17 protein-coding genes are annotated in these 17222 nt (G+C 37.7%); 12 read left to right on the forward strand and 5 right to left on the reverse strand.

Annotated features, from left to right (window positions below):
• Positions 1-13 precede the first annotated feature (13 nt).
• The 3 genes from ACUN0F_RS06025 to ACUN0F_RS06035 all read left to right on the forward strand — a co-directional run bounded on the left by ACUN0F_RS06025 (position 14) and on the right by ACUN0F_RS06035 (position 3412).
• On the forward strand, positions 14-826 hold the full coding sequence (locus ACUN0F_RS06025) for an ABC transporter ATP-binding protein (protein WP_000212066.1): 813 nt from the start codon (positions 14-16) through the stop codon (positions 824-826).
• A gap of 190 nt (positions 827-1016) precedes the next feature.
• Positions 1017-1961: an ABC transporter substrate-binding protein gene (locus ACUN0F_RS06030; protein WP_264461389.1), complete on the forward strand. Its 945-nt coding sequence runs from the start codon at positions 1017-1019 to the stop codon at positions 1959-1961.
• A 146-nt stretch (positions 1962-2107) separates the two neighbouring features.
• The gene (locus ACUN0F_RS06035; RefSeq protein WP_000262747.1) at positions 2108-3412 is read left to right on the forward strand and encodes an HD domain-containing protein; all 1305 of its coding nucleotides are present in this window, start codon (positions 2108-2110) and stop codon (positions 3410-3412) included.
• Between the two features lie 39 nt (positions 3413-3451).
• Here ACUN0F_RS06035 and ACUN0F_RS06040 read toward each other — a convergent pair whose 3' ends face one another.
• Positions 3452-3637, reverse strand: a complete 186-nt coding sequence (locus ACUN0F_RS06040) for a 2-hydroxymuconate tautomerase (protein ID WP_001147171.1) — start codon at positions 3635-3637, stop codon at positions 3452-3454.
• A gap of 112 nt (positions 3638-3749) precedes the next feature.
• Between ACUN0F_RS06040 and ACUN0F_RS06045 the strand changes: the two genes are divergently transcribed.
• Positions 3750-4424, forward strand: coding sequence for a site-2 protease family protein (locus ACUN0F_RS06045; RefSeq protein WP_000372469.1), 675 nt, complete (start codon positions 3750-3752; stop codon positions 4422-4424).
• A gap of 25 nt (positions 4425-4449) precedes the next feature.
• On the forward strand, positions 4450-4959 hold the full coding sequence (locus ACUN0F_RS06050; RefSeq protein WP_000136686.1) for a YwhD family protein: 510 nt from the start codon (positions 4450-4452) through the stop codon (positions 4957-4959).
• A gap of 34 nt (positions 4960-4993) precedes the next feature.
• On the opposite strand, the gene ACUN0F_RS06055 is transcribed toward ACUN0F_RS06050, so the two are convergent.
• Both ACUN0F_RS06055 and ACUN0F_RS06060 read right to left on the reverse strand, forming a co-directional pair.
• Positions 4994-7045, reverse strand: a complete 2052-nt coding sequence (locus tag ACUN0F_RS06055; RefSeq protein WP_445539249.1) for a transglycosylase domain-containing protein — start codon at positions 7043-7045, stop codon at positions 4994-4996.
• A gap of 102 nt (positions 7046-7147) precedes the next feature.
• The gene (locus tag ACUN0F_RS06060; protein ID WP_001039759.1) at positions 7148-7873 is read right to left on the reverse strand and encodes a glycerophosphodiester phosphodiesterase; all 726 of its coding nucleotides are present in this window, start codon (positions 7871-7873) and stop codon (positions 7148-7150) included.
• A 152-nt stretch (positions 7874-8025) separates the two neighbouring features.
• Here ACUN0F_RS06060 and ACUN0F_RS06065 point away from each other — a divergent pair, with 152 nt between their 5' ends.
• The 4 genes from ACUN0F_RS06065 to speB all read left to right on the forward strand — a co-directional run bounded on the left by ACUN0F_RS06065 (position 8026) and on the right by speB (position 11704).
• On the forward strand, positions 8026-8433 hold the full coding sequence (locus ACUN0F_RS06065) for a MerR family transcriptional regulator (RefSeq protein ID WP_000276564.1): 408 nt from the start codon (positions 8026-8028) through the stop codon (positions 8431-8433).
• A gap of 5 nt (positions 8434-8438) precedes the next feature.
• The gene (locus tag ACUN0F_RS06070) at positions 8439-9602 is read left to right on the forward strand and encodes an MFS transporter (protein ID WP_000444246.1); all 1164 of its coding nucleotides are present in this window, start codon (positions 8439-8441) and stop codon (positions 9600-9602) included.
• Positions 9603-9788: 186 nt separating this feature from the next.
• On the forward strand, positions 9789-10616 hold the full coding sequence (gene speE, locus ACUN0F_RS06075; RefSeq protein ID WP_000424696.1) for a polyamine aminopropyltransferase: 828 nt from the start codon (positions 9789-9791) through the stop codon (positions 10614-10616).
• Positions 10617-10831: 215 nt separating this feature from the next.
• The gene (gene speB, locus ACUN0F_RS06080) at positions 10832-11704 is read left to right on the forward strand and encodes an agmatinase (RefSeq protein WP_001209823.1); all 873 of its coding nucleotides are present in this window, start codon (positions 10832-10834) and stop codon (positions 11702-11704) included.
• Positions 11705-12088: 384 nt separating this feature from the next.
• On the opposite strand, the gene ACUN0F_RS06085 is transcribed toward speB, so the two are convergent.
• Positions 12089-13126: a PTS sugar transporter subunit IIC gene (locus ACUN0F_RS06085; RefSeq protein ID WP_046958568.1), complete on the reverse strand. Its 1038-nt coding sequence runs from the start codon at positions 13124-13126 to the stop codon at positions 12089-12091.
• Between the two features lie 234 nt (positions 13127-13360).
• Between ACUN0F_RS06085 and ACUN0F_RS06090 the strand changes: the two genes are divergently transcribed.
• A complete protein-coding gene (locus ACUN0F_RS06090) occupies positions 13361-13723 on the forward strand; it encodes a YxeA family protein (RefSeq protein ID WP_000779928.1) in 363 nt (120 codons plus the stop codon).
• Positions 13724-13748: 25 nt separating this feature from the next.
• Here the strand turns inward: ACUN0F_RS06090 and ACUN0F_RS06095 are convergent, their stop codons facing one another.
• Complete coding sequence (locus tag ACUN0F_RS06095; protein ID WP_264461386.1) at positions 13749-14735, reverse strand: S66 family peptidase; 987 nt, start codon at positions 14733-14735, stop codon at positions 13749-13751.
• 202 nt (positions 14736-14937) lie between these two features.
• On the opposite strand from ACUN0F_RS06095, the gene ACUN0F_RS06100 reads away from it, so the two are divergent.
• Positions 14938-15375, forward strand: a complete 438-nt coding sequence (locus ACUN0F_RS06100) for a DUF1934 domain-containing protein (RefSeq protein WP_000414868.1) — start codon at positions 14938-14940, stop codon at positions 15373-15375.
• Positions 15375-17045, forward strand: coding sequence for an arginine--tRNA ligase (gene argS, locus ACUN0F_RS06105; RefSeq protein WP_001086442.1), 1671 nt, complete (start codon positions 15375-15377; stop codon positions 17043-17045). Before ACUN0F_RS06100 ends, argS begins: the two co-directional genes overlap by 1 nt.
• Positions 17046-17222 lie beyond the last annotated feature (177 nt).

Consider the following 17222-nt stretch of genomic DNA (forward strand, 5'->3'; position numbering starts at 1 on the left):
GGAGGCTTTTTGTATGGCAACTTTAGCAGTTGATGCGGTATCTGTTGGCTATAATGAAGGGTTAATTATTGATGGATTAACAGTTGAAATTCCGGAAGGGAAAATTACAACAATTATTGGACCAAATGGTTGTGGGAAGTCCACATTATTAAAAACGGCTTCTCGTATTTTGAAGGCGAAAAAAGGTACTGTTTATCTTGACGGAAAAGCAATCGAGAAACAACCAACGAAAGAAATCGCAAAGAAAATGGCGATTTTACCACAGACTGCAGAAGTGCCAACTGGCCTTACTGTGTTTGAACTTGTTTCATATGGACGTTTTCCTCATCAAAAAGGATTTGGAACGTTGAAAGAAGAGGATTATCGTTACATTCATTGGGCACTTGAAGTGACGGGAATGACAGAATTTGCAAATCGTTCAGCAGAGGCGTTATCAGGCGGGCAACGTCAACGTGTATGGATTGCGATGGCCCTTGCACAAGGAACAGAATTACTCGTATTAGATGAACCGACAACGTACTTAGATATGGCGCATCAATTAGAAGTATTAAATTTATTGAAAAAGTTAAACGAAGAAGAAGGTAGAACGATTGTTATGGTTATCCATGACTTAAACCATGCTTCTCGTTTCTCAGATCATATGATTGCATTAAAAGCAGGTAAGTTAATGAAACAAGGAACGCCAGACGAAGTGATGACGAGTGAAACACTTCGCAGTGTATTTGAGATTGAAGCTCAAATCGTTCCGTGTCCAGTAAACTGTAAACCAATTTGTTTAACATATGATTTAGCGATGATTAGTAATCAATTGCGTAAAAAAGCATAAGTAGAATCCCCCTCGTAAAGAGGGGTGCTTCTAATGGACGTTGAGCTTCTTATTAGTAAATAGGAAGTTGAACACCCGTTAGAACGGGGCATAAGTAACAATTAATCAATATATATTTATTAATTGTTAATCTTGTTTCTTATAGTTCATTGTAACCTATAAGAGAAATACAGCTAGAAGGAGTGGGAACATGAAGAATTTTAAAATGGTGTTATTAGCAATGGTACTAGTCGTTACTTCTGTACTATTTGCAGCTTGTTCTAACAAAGAAGAGAAGAAAGCAGATGCGAAGGATGCGAAGACTGAAGAGCGCACTGTACAACATGCAAAAGGGGAAATTAAAATCCCTGCAAATCCAAAGAAAATTGCTGACCTTAGTGGTTCAACAGAAGAATTATTAATTTTTGGTATGAAACCAATTATTACTGCTAATACATCTCAAGAAAAAATTGATACACATATTGAAAAGAAATTAAAAGACGTAAAACCAGTTGGTTCTGCTTGGGGCGATAAAATTAACATCGAAGCAGTAGCTGCTGCAAAACCAGACTTAATTCTTGTAAACAATCGTCAAGAAAAGATTTATGATCAATTATCTAAAATTGCACCAACAGTTATGTTAAAAACTCCATTAGATCAATGGCGTCCAAAATTCGAAGAAGTAGGTCAAATCTTCGGTAAAGAGAAAGAAACGAAAGAATGGTTCAAACAGTATGATGAAAAAGCAAGCAAATTACATGATAAAATCGTTGCGAAAACTGGCGATGCTAAATTTATGAAAATGGCTGCATATCCAAATGCTTTCCGCATATACGGTGACTACGGTTACGGTAGCGTAATCTTTAATGATTTAAAATTACCAGCAGTTAAAGGTACACCAACGGATAAACCACTAGTACAAGTACAAAAAGAAGCTTTAATCGATTACAACCCGGATTACTTATTCGTATTTACAACTGGTGACGGTTCTCAACGTCTAAAAGAATTCCAAGAAGAATCAATTTGGAAAAACATGAACGCTGTTAAAAACAACCACGTATTTACAATTAAAAACGAAGACGTAAACAAAGGTTACTTCCCTCTAGGTAAAGAAATGATCTTAGATGAAGTTGCTGAATTCGTTTTAGGGAAATAATGTATAAACAGAAATCACTTTTACTTCGGTAAAAGTGATTTTTTCTTTATATAAGGGCAATTAATATAGTCTTTCATTTCTTTCTGTTTCCTATTTCGTTTATAATATATAGTAAGAATGCAGTAAAGAAAGGGGGATGTCGGAAGGTGGTATATTTAAACGACAAACTCAGCGAAACAAAAGTGTTTAAAGACCCGGTACATAAATATGTGCACGTACGCGATCGTGTTATTTGGGATTTAATCGGAACGAAAGAATTTCAACGCTTGCGCCGTATTAAGCAGCTTGGAACGACATTTTTTACATTTCACGGTGCAGAGCATAGTCGCTTTACTCATTCGTTAGGTGTATATGAAATTATTCGTCGTATGATTGATGATGTGTTTGATGGCAGACCGAACTGGAATGCTGAAGATAGATTGTTATGTTTATGTGCGTCATTACTTCATGATGTCGGTCACGGCCCATTTTCTCACTCGTTTGAAAAAGTATTTTCATTAGATCATGAGAAATTTACGCAAAAGATTATCGTTGGAGATACGGAAATTAATCGCATATTAAGTCGTGTGGATAAAGACTTTCCGCAAAAGGTAGCCGATGTAATCGCCAAAACATCTACGAATAAATTAGCGATTAGCATGATTTCCAGTCAAATTGATGCAGATCGTATGGACTACTTATTAAGAGATGCGTATTTCACTGGCGTAAAGTATGGAAACTTTGATATGGAACGTATACTACGTGTCATGCGTCCATATGGGAATCAAGTAGTCATTAAAAATAGTGGTATGCATGCTGTTGAGCATTATATTATGAGTCGTTATCAAATGTATTGGCAAGTATATTTCCATCCGGTAACGCGCAGTGCCGAAGTTATTTTAACGAAGATTTTACACCGTGCAAAATCATTGCACGAGAAGTATTATACATTTAAAAATCATCCGGTTCATTTCTATTCTTTATTTGAAGAAGAAGTAACAGTAGAGGATTATTTAAAGTTAGACGAGAACGTTATGTATTATTACTTCCAAGTATGGCAAGACGAAGAAGATCCAATTTTAAGTGACTTATGCCGCCGTTTTATGAATCGAAACCTATTTAAATACGTAGAGTTTACAGATAAGCACGGTTTAGATAATTGGATGGAATTAAGTAGCTTATTTAAAAAGATTGGACTTGATCCAGAATACTATTTAGTAGTTGATTCAACATCAGACTTACCGTATGACTTTTACCGTGCTGGCGAAGAAGAAGAGCGTCTGCCAATCTTACTTCTTATGCCAAATGGAGAGCTTAGAGAGCTTTCACGTGAATCGGATATCGTTGAGGCGATTACTGGTAAGAAGAGAAGGGATCAAAAATTATTCTATCCGCATGATTTAATCTATGAAGATGGAAGAAAAGGAAAATATAAAGAGAGAATCATCGAGTTACTAGAAGGAAAAAAATAAGAAGCAGCTAAGGGCTGCTTCTTATGAAAGAACTTGAAATTATTTGTCGCTTAAGCGTTTTCCGCCAACTGCATAATGGTTTTTAGACATTTCTTCGATGAAAACAACGATGTTTTCTTCAGGAGCACCAGTTGTTTCGCTTACTGCTGCTGTTACTTTCTCAGCAAGAGCTTTCTTTTGTTCCTCTGTGCGTCCTTCTAGCATTTTCACTGTTACGTATGGCATATATAATCGCTCCTTTTATGTAAGTTACACTCTTATTATAGCGGATTATGGGGAAGAACAATCGAAAAAACAAATAATTTCTTTTTTTGACATATTGAAGAGGAGATGAATCATGGATCAGTTATTTAGATACCCATTGCAACAAATTCCGTTGGTAGCAATGGCCATTATTATTGCGTTATCAGTGCATGAATTTGCGCATGCATATGTTGCATATAAATTTGGAGACGATACAGCAAAGAAGCAAGGCCGTTTAACATTATCACCGATGGCGCACTTAGATCCTATTGGGATGATCGCTGTATTAATTCTTGGGTTTGGTTGGGCAAGACCTGTTCCTGTTAACCCATATAACTTTAAAAGGCCGCGTCTTGCAGGTATATTAGTTTCAATTGCAGGCCCAATTAGTAACTTAATTTTAAGTGCAATTGGTTTAATCATTTGGTATAGCCTATTAACATTTGGTGTATTAGACTCAATTCCATTTGCAGTAGCGGATACATTGGCTCAATTCTTCCGAATTTTTATTATGCTTAATATCGTATTACTTGTATTTAACTTATTGCCAATTCCGCCACTTGATGGGTATCGAGTTGTGGAAGATCTAGCACCAACAAATATTCGTGCGAAAATGACACAGTATGAAAAGTATGGAGCAATAGCGTTATTAATTCTTGTTATTACACCGCTTAGCAATTATACAATTCAACCTATTTTTAATGTTGTCATTCCATATGTATTTGTATTTTTAGACAGTATCATTGCGCCTATTTTTGGCCTTTTATAATCATTAAGTGAGGAGGAGTTTACATATGACAGAGAAAAAGAAAAAAATCGGTTTTAATATCGTGAAAAATGATTCAACAGATGGACATGGTGGTTTTGGTGTTGGAGCATTAAGTCTAGAAAACATTTCACCTGTATTTGTCGATGTACTAGAGAAAACAGCATTTGTTGATATCGGTGCGATGCATGCGCGTAGTACAGTCGAAAAAGGTATTAAGTTTTTAACAAATAAAGATGAAGTTCCAAACGGAAAACCATTTTGGCTTGTGTGGGTAACGGTTGAAAGAACGGCGACAGGAGCTTATTATGCAGGTGTAACAGCTTGTGAAATGACAGTTGACCGTGAAATTCGCCGCGGATATAAATCACTTCCAGAGCACGTAAACAAAATGGATAAATCAATGAAGCGTCACATTATGGTTGACCATATGGATGAATCATCTAAAAAAGTACTTGGTACGTTCTTGAAAGAACATAATGAAGCGATTTGGAACGAATCTAGTGAAGAATTGCGCCGTGCATTATTAAGTGAATAAAAAATAGCTGACGGATACCCGTCAGCTATTTTTTTTACCAAGGAAGATATTTTTTCCACCAACTTGTTTTCTTCTTTTCTTCAGTTGTCTTTTCAAATTCTTCTTTATCATCAACATGATCCATACAATATTCAGTCGGTTCTGTACCTTTTGCGAAATACATTTTCACTGAAATGGGACAATTTTTTGTAGCGATTTTTCCGTTTTCAGGGTTAATATCGACTGCAACGACGTCACTTGGTTGTTTAAACTCTTTTTGAGGTTGTCCATCTAAGCCTTTTTCCATCGTATCGGTCCATATTTTTTTCGCATATCCTTGTTCTGCTACGTTTGAAATCGATTTAGGTTGATCGTATCCAACCCACACACCAGTTACAAGTTGCGGGGTAAACCCTATCATCCAACTATCTGTTTCTGTAGAACCAGACTTTCCTGCATATGTTCTTGATAGCTTTGATAACATTGATTGGCCGGTTACAGCGGCATAACTACTTAGGTTTTTATTAAACATACCTGTCATCATTTCTTCCATTACAAACGCTTTGCTTTTATCGAGAACTTGTTTACTCTCCAAATGAGCATCGTATAGCATGTTTCCTTCCTGGTCCAAAATGCGGCGAATAAACATCGGTTTTACTTCTTTTCCGCCGTTTGCGAACATGCTATAAGCGTTAACCATTTCAATTGGTTTTACAGGAGATGTACCGAGAGCGAGAGACGGAACATCTTTTAATGCGGTAGTAATACCGAATTGCTTCGCTGTTTTTGTAAGAATGTCTTCGCCTAAAAATAAATTGGTCTTCACGGCATATACGTTATCAGAGACCGCAAGAGCTTGCGCCATTGTTACAAAATCGTCTGCATAATAGTCTTTATAGTTTTTCGGTTTATACTTTGAAACACCGTCACCTAAAGTGAACACAGTGTATTCGCTTTTTAAGCGCGTAGCGGGGGTGAATCCTCGTTCTAATGCCGCATAATACAGGAATGGCTTAAACGTAGATCCAGGCTGTCGAGCGGCCTGTGTAGCCCTGTTAAATTGACTCGTATTATAATCAGTTCCACCAACAAGGGCAGCTACTTCACCTGTTTTTGGATTCATAGAGACGAGCGCAGTTTGTATGTTTGTTGTGTCAGGTATGTGATCTTTTACAGCTTGCTCTGCGACCGATTGTAATTTAGGGTCTAGCGTTGTATAAATACGCAAACCACCCTTTTGTAAGGCTTGTTCATCTAATCCGATATCACGAAGAAGAGAAGCTTGTACAGCATCTTGGAAATAAGGTGCAATCTCTGCAACTTTTTTTGTATCTAATGAGGAAAAAGTTAGTGGCTCTTTCTTTGCTGACGTTGCTTGTTTCTTCGTAATGTAACCTTGTTCTACCATTTCGTCTAATATGAGAGATTGTCGTCCTTTCGCACGATCCTCTTTTAAAAAGGGAGAGTAGACACTAGGTCCTTTCGGGATACCTGCGAGCATACTAGCTTCCGCTAATGTTAATTCTTTTGCTGTTTTATCGAAATATAGACGAGACGCAGCTTCGATTCCGTAAGCACCATGCCCGTAATAAATTGTATTTAAATATCCTTCTAAAATATGATTTTTATTATAGTTCACTTCAAGGCGAATTGTGTACATCGCTTCTAATAGTTTACGTTTCCACGTTTTATCATGATCTAAGTATAGGTTACGAGCATACTGTTGTGTAATCGTACTAGCACCTTGGACCTTTGCCATCGCTTTTAAATCGGCAACAATAGCACCAGCAATACGTTTCATATCAAAGCCATGATGTTTGTAGAATCGTTGATCTTCGATAGATAGTGTCGCCTCTTTTACATAAGGAGAGATTTCATTGAGAGATACATTGTAACGTTTTTGCATTTCATTACTTTGTCCGATAACAGTGTCATCATTAGCATAAAAGACACTCGTTTGTGGGACAGCAACAGGAGGAGGTCCCATAATTTTTGCAACTATAATAATAACAAAAAAGGAAAAAACGAAAAAAAGAACAGAAGAAAACATTACGGTGAAGAAAAGACGTTTATATTTTTTAAGTTTCGGATTCATAGTTTGATCCATCTTTTTCAGCCCCTCAATACTAATACAAACATTATTGTATTAGTATTGAGGGTTTTCGGTTATTTTAAACAATGAAATTTCGAAAACAAAAAGCTCCTTCAATTAAGAAAGGAGCTCAAGGGCACGTGCTGGCCAATCGGTAATAATGACATCTACGCCATAGTCAATCATAGTTTGTAAATCTTTGTATTCGTTAATCGTATAAGGGCGGAAAACGTACCCTTGATTTTGTGCAAATTGGACAAATTCTTTTGTTAATAATTGAAAGTTTGGGTGTAAACCAGTTGCGTTTCTATTTTTTGCTTCAGCAATCGGATCAGCAAGTGGTGTGTCATATAAAATTGCTCTCGGGATTTCAGGAGCTATTTCTGCTAATAATGAAACAGAGTCGTGGTTAAATGATGAGAATACAATTTGATTAGATAGATGGTATTCACGAACGAGAGCAACAGCTTTTTCTTCAATAGTTGGATAGTGGATAACATCTGTTTTTAACTCAATATTGAGCTGTAAATTTGTCGTAGATAACCAAATGAATACTTCACGTAACGTTGGGATTTTTGCTTCATGGAAAGAAGGTTCTTTATGGCTACCAGCATCTAAAGCTTGTAATTCCGCTACCGTTTTTTCAGAAACAAGACCTATGCCATTTGTTGTGCGATCTACTGTTTCATCGTGAATCACGACAAGTTCACCATCTTTTGATAGGTGGACATCAAGCTCAATTCCGTGGGCACCAATGCGTTCTGCTTCTTGGAAGGCAATCATCGTATTTTCTGGATGTGTTCCTTTTACCCCGCGGTGGGCGAAAATAAGTGGTTTATTCATACGGAAATCTCCTTATCGTTTCTTTTCTTTCATTATGAAACTGCTTTTGGAAAAATACAATTGAATGGGATAAACATTTACAAAAGTCTAACAGTTGCACAAAAGTTAACGTTAACGTAAAATGTAATAATCGAGTGAAGGGAGGAATAAACATGTATAAAATTGATGAAGTCACAAAGCAAGTTGGTTTAACAAAACGTACACTTCGTTATTATGAGGAAATTGGTTTAATTCATCCCCCTGAACGTAGTGAGGGGAACATTCGCCTGTATACGGACGAGGACATCGCTAGAATTAAAAGGATTGTAGAAGCGAAAGAAGTATTAGGGATTACACTTCAAGAAATGCAACATTTTTTATCGTTAAAAGAAAGAATGGAGCAAAGAAGAAATAGTGAGAATCCTCGTGACCGCGAAGTGATTCAAGAAATTAAAGAGATGCTTGAAAAACAAGTGCAAACGCTAGACGAGAAAATGGAGCAAATGCAGCGTGTAAAGGCGGAACTCGAAGATAGCCTACATCGTGCAGCGACATTTTTAGAGAGTACAAAAGGAGAATGATCAAAATGGAGAGCAAACAAAAATTAGGGAGATTGATTACAGTGGTGGCTACCTTCCTTGCCTTTTCGGGTATAGGGGTAGTCGACCCAATCTTACCAAGTATTGCTGAGCAAATTGGTGCATCGCATTGGCAAGTAGAGATGTTATTTACAGCATATATTTTAACGATGGCAATTATGATGTTACCAGCTGGAATATTCGCATCAAGATTTGGTGATAAACGAATGATGACGATCGGTCTTGCGATTGTAACTGTATTTGCGTTTATATGCGGTATATCGCAAACGATTGCCCAATTATCTATTTTCCGCGCGGGGTGGGGATTAGGAAATGCGATGTTCTTCGCAACGGCGATGACATTATTGATTGCATTAAGTAAAGAAGTTCATGAAGCAGTAGGACTATATGAAGCAGCTATCGGTTTAGGGATGGCAGGCGGACCGTTATTAGGCGGGATATTAGGTGGACATTCTTGGCGTTACCCATTTTTTGCGACGAGTATTTTAATTTTCTTAGCATTTATTTTAGTTTTCTTTTTTGTAAAAGAACCGGAGCGAAAAGTGAAACGTAAAGCGGCAGGCGTAGGGGAATTACTTAACCTGGTGAAATATAAACCGTTTATGCAAGGTGCGATTTCAGGAATGTTATACTACTACGGATTTTTCGTTGTGCTAGCATATTCACCACTTGTTATGCATTTATCTGCTATTCAATTAGGGTTTGTATTTTGCGGATGGGGATTAGCGTTAGCTTACGGTTCTGCAATTTTGGCCCATAAGCTAGAAGGGAAATATGAACCGAAAGCATTGTTGAAAGGTAGTTTACTCGTATTTGCGCTTTTCTTAATCGCACTATTCTTCGTGAAAGTTATGTGGTTACAAATTGTATTAATTGTTCTATCGGGATTAGCATCTGGATTAAATAATGCATTATTTACAAGTTATGTAATGGATATTTCACCTTATGAAAGATCTGTTACATCAGGTGTTTACAACTTTGTTCGTTGGTTAGGCGGCGCGATTGCTCCCATCTTATCAGGAATCATCGGCCACACTGTTTCACCGCAAAGTCCGTTTTTAGTAGGTGGAATTGTTGTGTTAGTCGGTTGTGTAATGATTTTAATTCCGGTTCGAAAACCGGTAGAAGTAGAGACAAAAGCCCTTTCTTAAGAAAGGGTTTTCTTTCCTATTACAGGGCAATCCCTTTTCGTACATATGTTAGAACCCTCTGACTAAAATATATTTTCGGTATTTTTGTACTTTTAACTATACTTTTTGGATGTTTTGTTTTATTTTTGTTAGGGGACATTAATGATGTCCCTATTATAAATTTGCATTGAAAGGCGTGATTGTACGATGGAACTATGGTTCACTGAAAAACAAACAAAACATTTTGGGATTACGGCGCGTATTAACCGCACATTACATACGGAGCAAACAGAATTCCAAAAACTTGATATGGTTGAAACGGAAGAGTTCGGAAACATGCTTATTTTAGATGGCATGGTTATGACAACAGAAAAAGATGAGTTCGTTTATCATGAAATGGTAGCGCACGTACCTTTATTTACACATCCAAACCCTGAAAACGTATTAGTTGTAGGTGGTGGCGATGGCGGTGTTATTCGTGAAGTGTTAAAACACCCAAGCGTAAAGAAAGCAACTCTTGTTGAAATCGATGGAAAAGTAATTGAGTACTCTAAACAATACTTACCATCAATTGCAGGCGCACTAGATAATGAGCGTGTAGAAGTAAAAGTAGGAGACGGTTTCCTACACATTGCAGAAAGCGAAAATGAATATGACGTAATTATGGTAGATTCTACTGAGCCAGTAGGACCAGCAGTAAATCTATTTACAAAAGGCTTCTACGCTGGAATCTCTAAAGCGTTAAAAGAAGATGGTATTTTCGTTGCACAAACGGACAACCCTTGGTTCACACCAGAACTAATTACAACTGTGTTTAAAGACGTAAAGGAGATCTTCCCAATTACTCGTTTATACACAGCGAACATTCCAACTTACCCAAGTGGTCTTTGGACGTTCACAATTGGATCTAAAAAACATGATCCATTAGAAGTGAGTGAAGAGCGTTTCCACGAAATCGAAACGAAATACTACACAAAAGAATTACACAATGCAGCATTCGCATTACCGAAATTTGTTGGCGATTTAATTAAGTAAGAGCGTTAAATTGAAATAAATAAAGTGTAAGTGACTCATTTAAGGTGTTTGTCTAGAAGGCTTGAACATGCTAGTTACTTACACTGCTACAAATGAAGTAGTCTTCTTGTAAGAAGAAGGCACAGGTAAATCGAGAAAGAGGAGTTATAGGCTCCAAATTTGAGAAATAATGAAAGGTTGGGATACCTTAAGTTCCACACAAGGAGGAAAAGAGTATGCGTTTTGATGAAGCTTATTCAGGTAAAGTATTTATTAAAAGTCATCCAAGTTTTGAAGAGTCAGAGGCAGTTATTTACGGGATGCCAATGGATTGGACAGTAAGCTACCGTCCAGGTTCTCGTTTTGGCCCTGCACGTATTCGTGAAGTGTCAATCGGTCTTGAAGAATATAGCCCATATTTAGATCGTGAACTAGAAGAGGTAAAATATTTTGATGCGGGTGATATTCCATTACCATTTGGAAATCCACAGCGTAGCATAGACATGATTGAAGAGTATGTATCAAAACTTTTAGATGCCGATAAGTTTCCACTAGGTCTCGGCGGTGAGCACTTAGTGTCTTGGCCAATTTTTAAGGCAATGGCAAAAAAATATCCGGATTTAGCAATCATCCATATGGATGCCCATACTGATTTACGTGAATCGTATGAAGGGGAGCCTTTATCCCACTCTACACCTATTCGTAAAGTGTGCGATTTAATTGGTCCGGAAAACGTATATTCTTTCGGTATTCGTTCTGGAATGAAGGAAGAATTCGAATGGGCAAAAGAAGTAGGTATGAACTTATATAAATTTGACGTATTAGAACCGTTAAAAGAAGTATTACCGAAGCTTGCAGGACGCCCAGTTTATGTCACAATCGACATTGACGTATTAGACCCAGCTCATGCCCCAGGAACAGGAACGTTAGAAGCTGGAGGTATCACATCTAAAGAATTATTAGATTCCATCGTGGCAATTGCAAATTCAAATATAAATGTAGTTGGAGCAGACTTAGTAGAAGTAGCTCCTGTCTACGACCATAGTGATCAAACACCAGTCGCAGCAAGCAAATTCGTGCGGGAAATGCTGCTCGGTTGGGTGAAATAAAAGCGGAAGTGGCTCGTTTAGAATGTGAGGGGGATGGAGCTTCAGACGTAGAGGCGCTTTTTGCCTCGAAGGAAGAAGCGAAGCCACCGATCATTCTAGCCGCTGTAGTTGGATAAAATAAAAGTGAAGCCGGCTGTTTAGACCCGGTGACTAAGGTTCCTTCCTGCAAAAGGTACTTTTTACCTCAAAGGAAGAAGCGAAGTCACCGATCATTCAGCCGATGTAGCTAGATAAAATAAGAGCCTCCTATATGAATAGGGAGCTCTTATTTTATCGTTATGTGTCGGTAAGTCGATATATTAAAAAAATTGCTGATATAATTTCATTTACCGTTACACGACAAGAAAAAGAGCTACTCTCAAACAATGAGAATAGCTCTTTTTCTTATGCAACTTTTTCTTCCGAAGTAATGCCGCGAATTTCATCAGCAGAACGAATTGGATATTTGCGGAATACGATTGATCCGATGTATCCGACAATAGTGGTAACGATTCCACATAGTACAGCAGCGATCGTTACTTTTATAACGTCATTAAATCCAAACAAGACGAGAAGCCCTGGAATTGGTGATGCTGTTCCTGGCGCATTATTAACGAGCTGGAACAGAGATGTAATAATACCAGCAAGCGCACCGCCAACGAAGTTTGTCGCATAAATTGGAATTGGATTTGCTGAAACAACATCGGCTTGTGTTAAAGGCTCGATTGCTACAGCGATTGTGTCTTTCTTTGAACAAATTTTTAGTCGTTTAAAGAAAATAAAGTTCATTGGGGCTGAGGCTGCTACGGCAAGACTACCAATTGCCATTGGTAAACCTGTTAATCCTAGCATTGCAGTTAGTGCCATAGAACTTAATGGAGAGGTAGAAATAACTGTTATTAATCCACCAAGCATAATACCCATAATGATAGGACTTTCTGTAGTTGCAACTGAAATCATAGAACCGATTTTACCGAGCGTTGCGTTCACGAGCGGATCCATAAGCATGGCCATTCCGCGTGAGATTGGTGCGGCAATAAATAAAATTGCTAAAAACTCTACACCAGCCGGTAATTTCTTTTCGAGAAATTTCACGACGAAAGCGCAAACGTATCCAGCGAAAAATCCTGGTAAAATACCGAATCCGCTAGTAGCGATACCGATTAAAACAGCATATACGGGTGAAACACCGATTGCTAGTGCGACTAAAATTGCCGCTGCGACACCGCTCATACTACCAGAAGCTTCTCCTACTGATTGTAAAAAGTCATTATGAAACATCTCTCCACCGATATAACGATGAAATGCTTCAATAAGAAAACTTGCGATTGCTGCATTAGCTAAAGCACCCATTGCTTTCATTCCGTAAGGAGCACGGTAACTAAAAAGTGTAAATAGACAAAGTACAACAAGTAATAGTGCTAAACCTTGCAAGATAGCCATTTGAAAACTGTCTCCTTTGATTTTTGTAATAAAAATTTGTATCATTCAATAATAATATAAAAATTCATGAAACGGAAAAATTTTTTATTGGGAAATTGCTATAAGTTGAAAAACCCTTACAATAATGTAAGGAAAGTGTAAGACTTTTCAATAGAGTATAGTATGCCTTTTTCCGTATAATACAGGTATAGACATAAGATTAGTGAGAAAGAAGTGCAAACAGGAGGCGCATGTATGAAATTGGTAATTAAAGTTTTAGCTGTATTCGCCATTATTTTAGGTGGAACAGCGTACTATTTAAACACGAAAACAGAAGGTGTGCATGCTTTTGTAGACAACTTCTTTTCAAATAAAGAAATACAAGATTATTATGCGGTTATAAATAAAGGTGAGAAAAAAGACGGTGAATACTTGTATACATTTAAAGGGTATACAGAAGACGGAAAGTTACAAGTTGTGAAAAGAATGATGAACCGTGAATTGCATACGGGGGCGTTTATAAAAATTTATGCAAAAGGTATGCAAGGAAAAGGATGGGCTGAAATCCCAAAAGAATCAATTCCGCAAAAAGCGTTGGAAAAAATAGAAAAACCGTAAAAGGAGCGAATCGTTCGCTCCTTTTTTAGTGCGTTAAAATGGTGATAGCTGAATTCTCTTTATTGGAAATGATTTTTGCACGTCCACCAATTGGGAAAGTGAAAATCGGGGTTGTATGCCCGAAACTTGCGTTTGCAATGATGGGGATATGTGCAAGTTCAGGCTTTGAAGCAATCATTTCTTGAATGTCTTCTATCGTACATTCTGCACCTTTTTGCATCTTTCCTATAACGATGCCTTTTACATGTTCAAAGTCAGGTTGCTGCATAAGAGAATGTAAATAACGATCAAAAGTGTTAAGGGTAGCTTTTCCAGTTAAACTATCCTCCTCAAGAAATAATATTTTCCCCTGTAAGTTTGGCATATATGGTGTACCTTGTAGTAAATTCAATGTACTCATATTACCACCGATAATCTCTCCAGTTGCTTCGCCTTCATGAATCGAAATATAACCTTCATTTGTAATGAATTCTCGATTTTCCTGATCTATATACCAAGAATCATCGCTCCACGTTTCAGATGGCAAGACTTCAATAGGCTTATTAGAAGTTAAGCATTGTAAAAAGTAATCAGTCGTATATTCGAGACCTTTCTCCATTCCAAATGAAGAGAAATGGGGTCCTGAAAATGTAATAAGTCCAGTTTTTGTGTAAATTGCATTATTTAAAGCGGTAATATCAGAATAGCCACAGAAAAATTTCGAGTTTTCTCGAATTAAATCATAATCGAGATGTTTCAATAAACCATTAGAGTTGTATCCGCCAAGTGTTGTCAAAATGGCTTTTACATTAGGGTCTCTAAATGCCTCGTGGAGGTCTTGAACACGTGAAGAAATAGAAGAGGAAGCAAATCGATCTATCTCATCAGCATATGTTGAGAATGTAACTTGAAAGCCCATGTCAGTTAATCTTTTTACAGCAAGCTTTCTGTTTTCAGTTGAGACAATACTTAAGCTACAAGATGGTGAAATAACTCTAATTTCATCACCCTTTTTTAATTTTGTCGGTAGCACATAACTCACCTCTTTAAATGAAAGAATATTTAGATTTAAAAAACATTGTATCATATGAAATAAAGTGAAAGTGAATTATTTTTTGAAATGGAGTTTTCCTGATTTTTCAGCAGACAGACAGAGGTTTTTTTTGATATGATAGGAAAAGTGATTTATTATAAGTAGTATTTAATATCTATAACATTTGAAAGGTGTGCAAGACGTGGAGAAACAACTTGCAGGCTTGCCGGTACACGTTCATTTCGTAACAGAAATCCGTGAAGGGGCGAGGAAGGAAACCGTTGCTTTTGAAGCAAATGGTCAATACTATGTAAAAGGTCAAGGTACATATGTAACATTCCAAGAGCCGAACGAACAAGGCGAAGTGAAAACAATTATTAAAATTCAAGATGAACAAGTTCTCATTATGCGTTCAGGTGCTGTTTCAATGCGTCAAACGCATGTGAAAGGTGAATGGACAACTGGTACGTACACGAGTGAACTTGGTACGTTTGCATTGCAAACAAAGACTGATAACGTTCTTTTTAAATGGTCGGATGAAAAGAAAAAAGGACAACTCTTCTTAACGTACGCATTGCTTCTAAGTGAACAAGAAGCTGGCAGATATACAATTACACTTAATTTGAAGGAGGCAAAATAATGAATTCTTTAGAACAAGTAAAAGGATTGATTAAAGAAGAAATTCAAGCTGCTGTATTAAAGGCAGAATTAGCGACAGAAGAACAGATTCCAAACGTTGTATTAGAATCTCCAAAAGATAAAACAAATGGTGACTTCTCTACAAATATGGCAATGCAACTTGCACGCGTTGCGAAAAAAGCACCTCGTATGATTGCAGAAGAATTAGTTGCAAACTTCGATAAAGCAAAAGCTTCTATTGAAAAAATTGAAATCGCAGGACCTGGTTTCATTAACTTCTACATGGATAATAGCTACTTAACAGACTTAATCCCAACAATCGTTAACGCTGGCGAAGCTTACGGTGAAACGAATACTGGTAAAGGTGAAAAAGTACAAATTGAGTTCGTATCTGCGAACCCAACAGGTGACCTTCACTTAGGACATGCACGTGGTGCGGCAGTAGGTGACACTTTATGTAACGTATTAGCAAAAGCAGGATACGATGTATCTCGTGAGTACTACATTAATGACGCTGGTAACCAAATTCATAACTTAGCTCTTTCTGTTGAAGCTCGTTACATGCAAGCTTTAGGCCTAGAGAAAGAAATGCCAGAAGACGGATACCATGGTGCGGACATCATTGGAATCGGTAAGCGTTTAGCTGAAGAGTTTGGCGATCGTTATGCAAAAGCTGATGCTGAAGAAAGCTATGAGTTCTATCGTTCATACGGTTTAAAATATGAGTTAGCAAAACTTCAAAAAGACTTAGAAAGCTTCCGTGTTAAGTTTGATGTATGGTTCTCAGAAACATCATTATACAAAAACGGAAAAATCGATGCTGCACTTGCAGTATTAAAAGAGCGTGACGAGATCTTTGAAGAAGGCGGTGCAACTTGGTTCCGTTCTATGACTTACGGTGACGACAAAAACCGTGTATTAATTAAAAACGACGGTTCTTACACATACTTAACGCCAGATATCGCTTACCATCGTGATAAATTAGAGCGTGGTTTCGATAAGTTAATCAACATTTGGGGTGCTGACCACCACGGTTACATTCCTCGTATGAAAGCTGCTATTCAAGCGCTAGGTTACGATAAAGAAACACTTGAAGTAGAAATCATCCAAATGGTACAACTGTACCAAAATGGTGAAAAAATGAAGATGAGTAAGCGTACAGGTAAAGCAGTTACACTTCGTGAGCTTATGGAAGAAGTAGGTGTGGACGCAATGCGTTACTTCTTCGCAATGCGTAGCGGTGATTCTCATTTAGACTTCGATATGGACTTAGCTGTATCAAAATCTAATGAAAACCCAGTATACTATGCACAGTATGCTCATGCTCGCGTATGCAGTATCCTTCGTCAAGGTGAAGAGTTAGGACTAGCTGCAGGCGGAGACGTGAATTACAAGCTTGTTACTTCGGAGAAAGAAGTAGAGTTACTGAAAAAACTTGGTGAATTCCCAGCTGTAGTTGCGGATGCAGCGCAAAAACGTCTGCCACACCGCATTACAAGCTATGCATTTGAATTAGCAGCAGCATTACACAGCTTCTACAATGCAGAAAAAGTATTAAACCAAGATAACTTAGAATTAAGTAAAGCTCGCTATGAGTTAATGAAAGCAGTACGCACTACACTTCAAAATGCATTAGCAATCGTAGGAGTATCTGCACCAGAAAAAATGTAATAAAGAAAAGCGGAGCCGACTGTTTAGCCCCGAAGGCTAAGGTTCTTTCCCACAGAAGATGCTTTTTATCTTCTTGTGGGGAAGGTTCTTAGACAGAAGGGGCTAGGAGGCAGAGCTGGACAATAAAAAAAAGTGGAAGCGGCTCGTTCAGAATAGGAAGGCGCGAAGCCACCGAGT

This window comes from Bacillus sp. 1A (assembly GCF_052682215.1).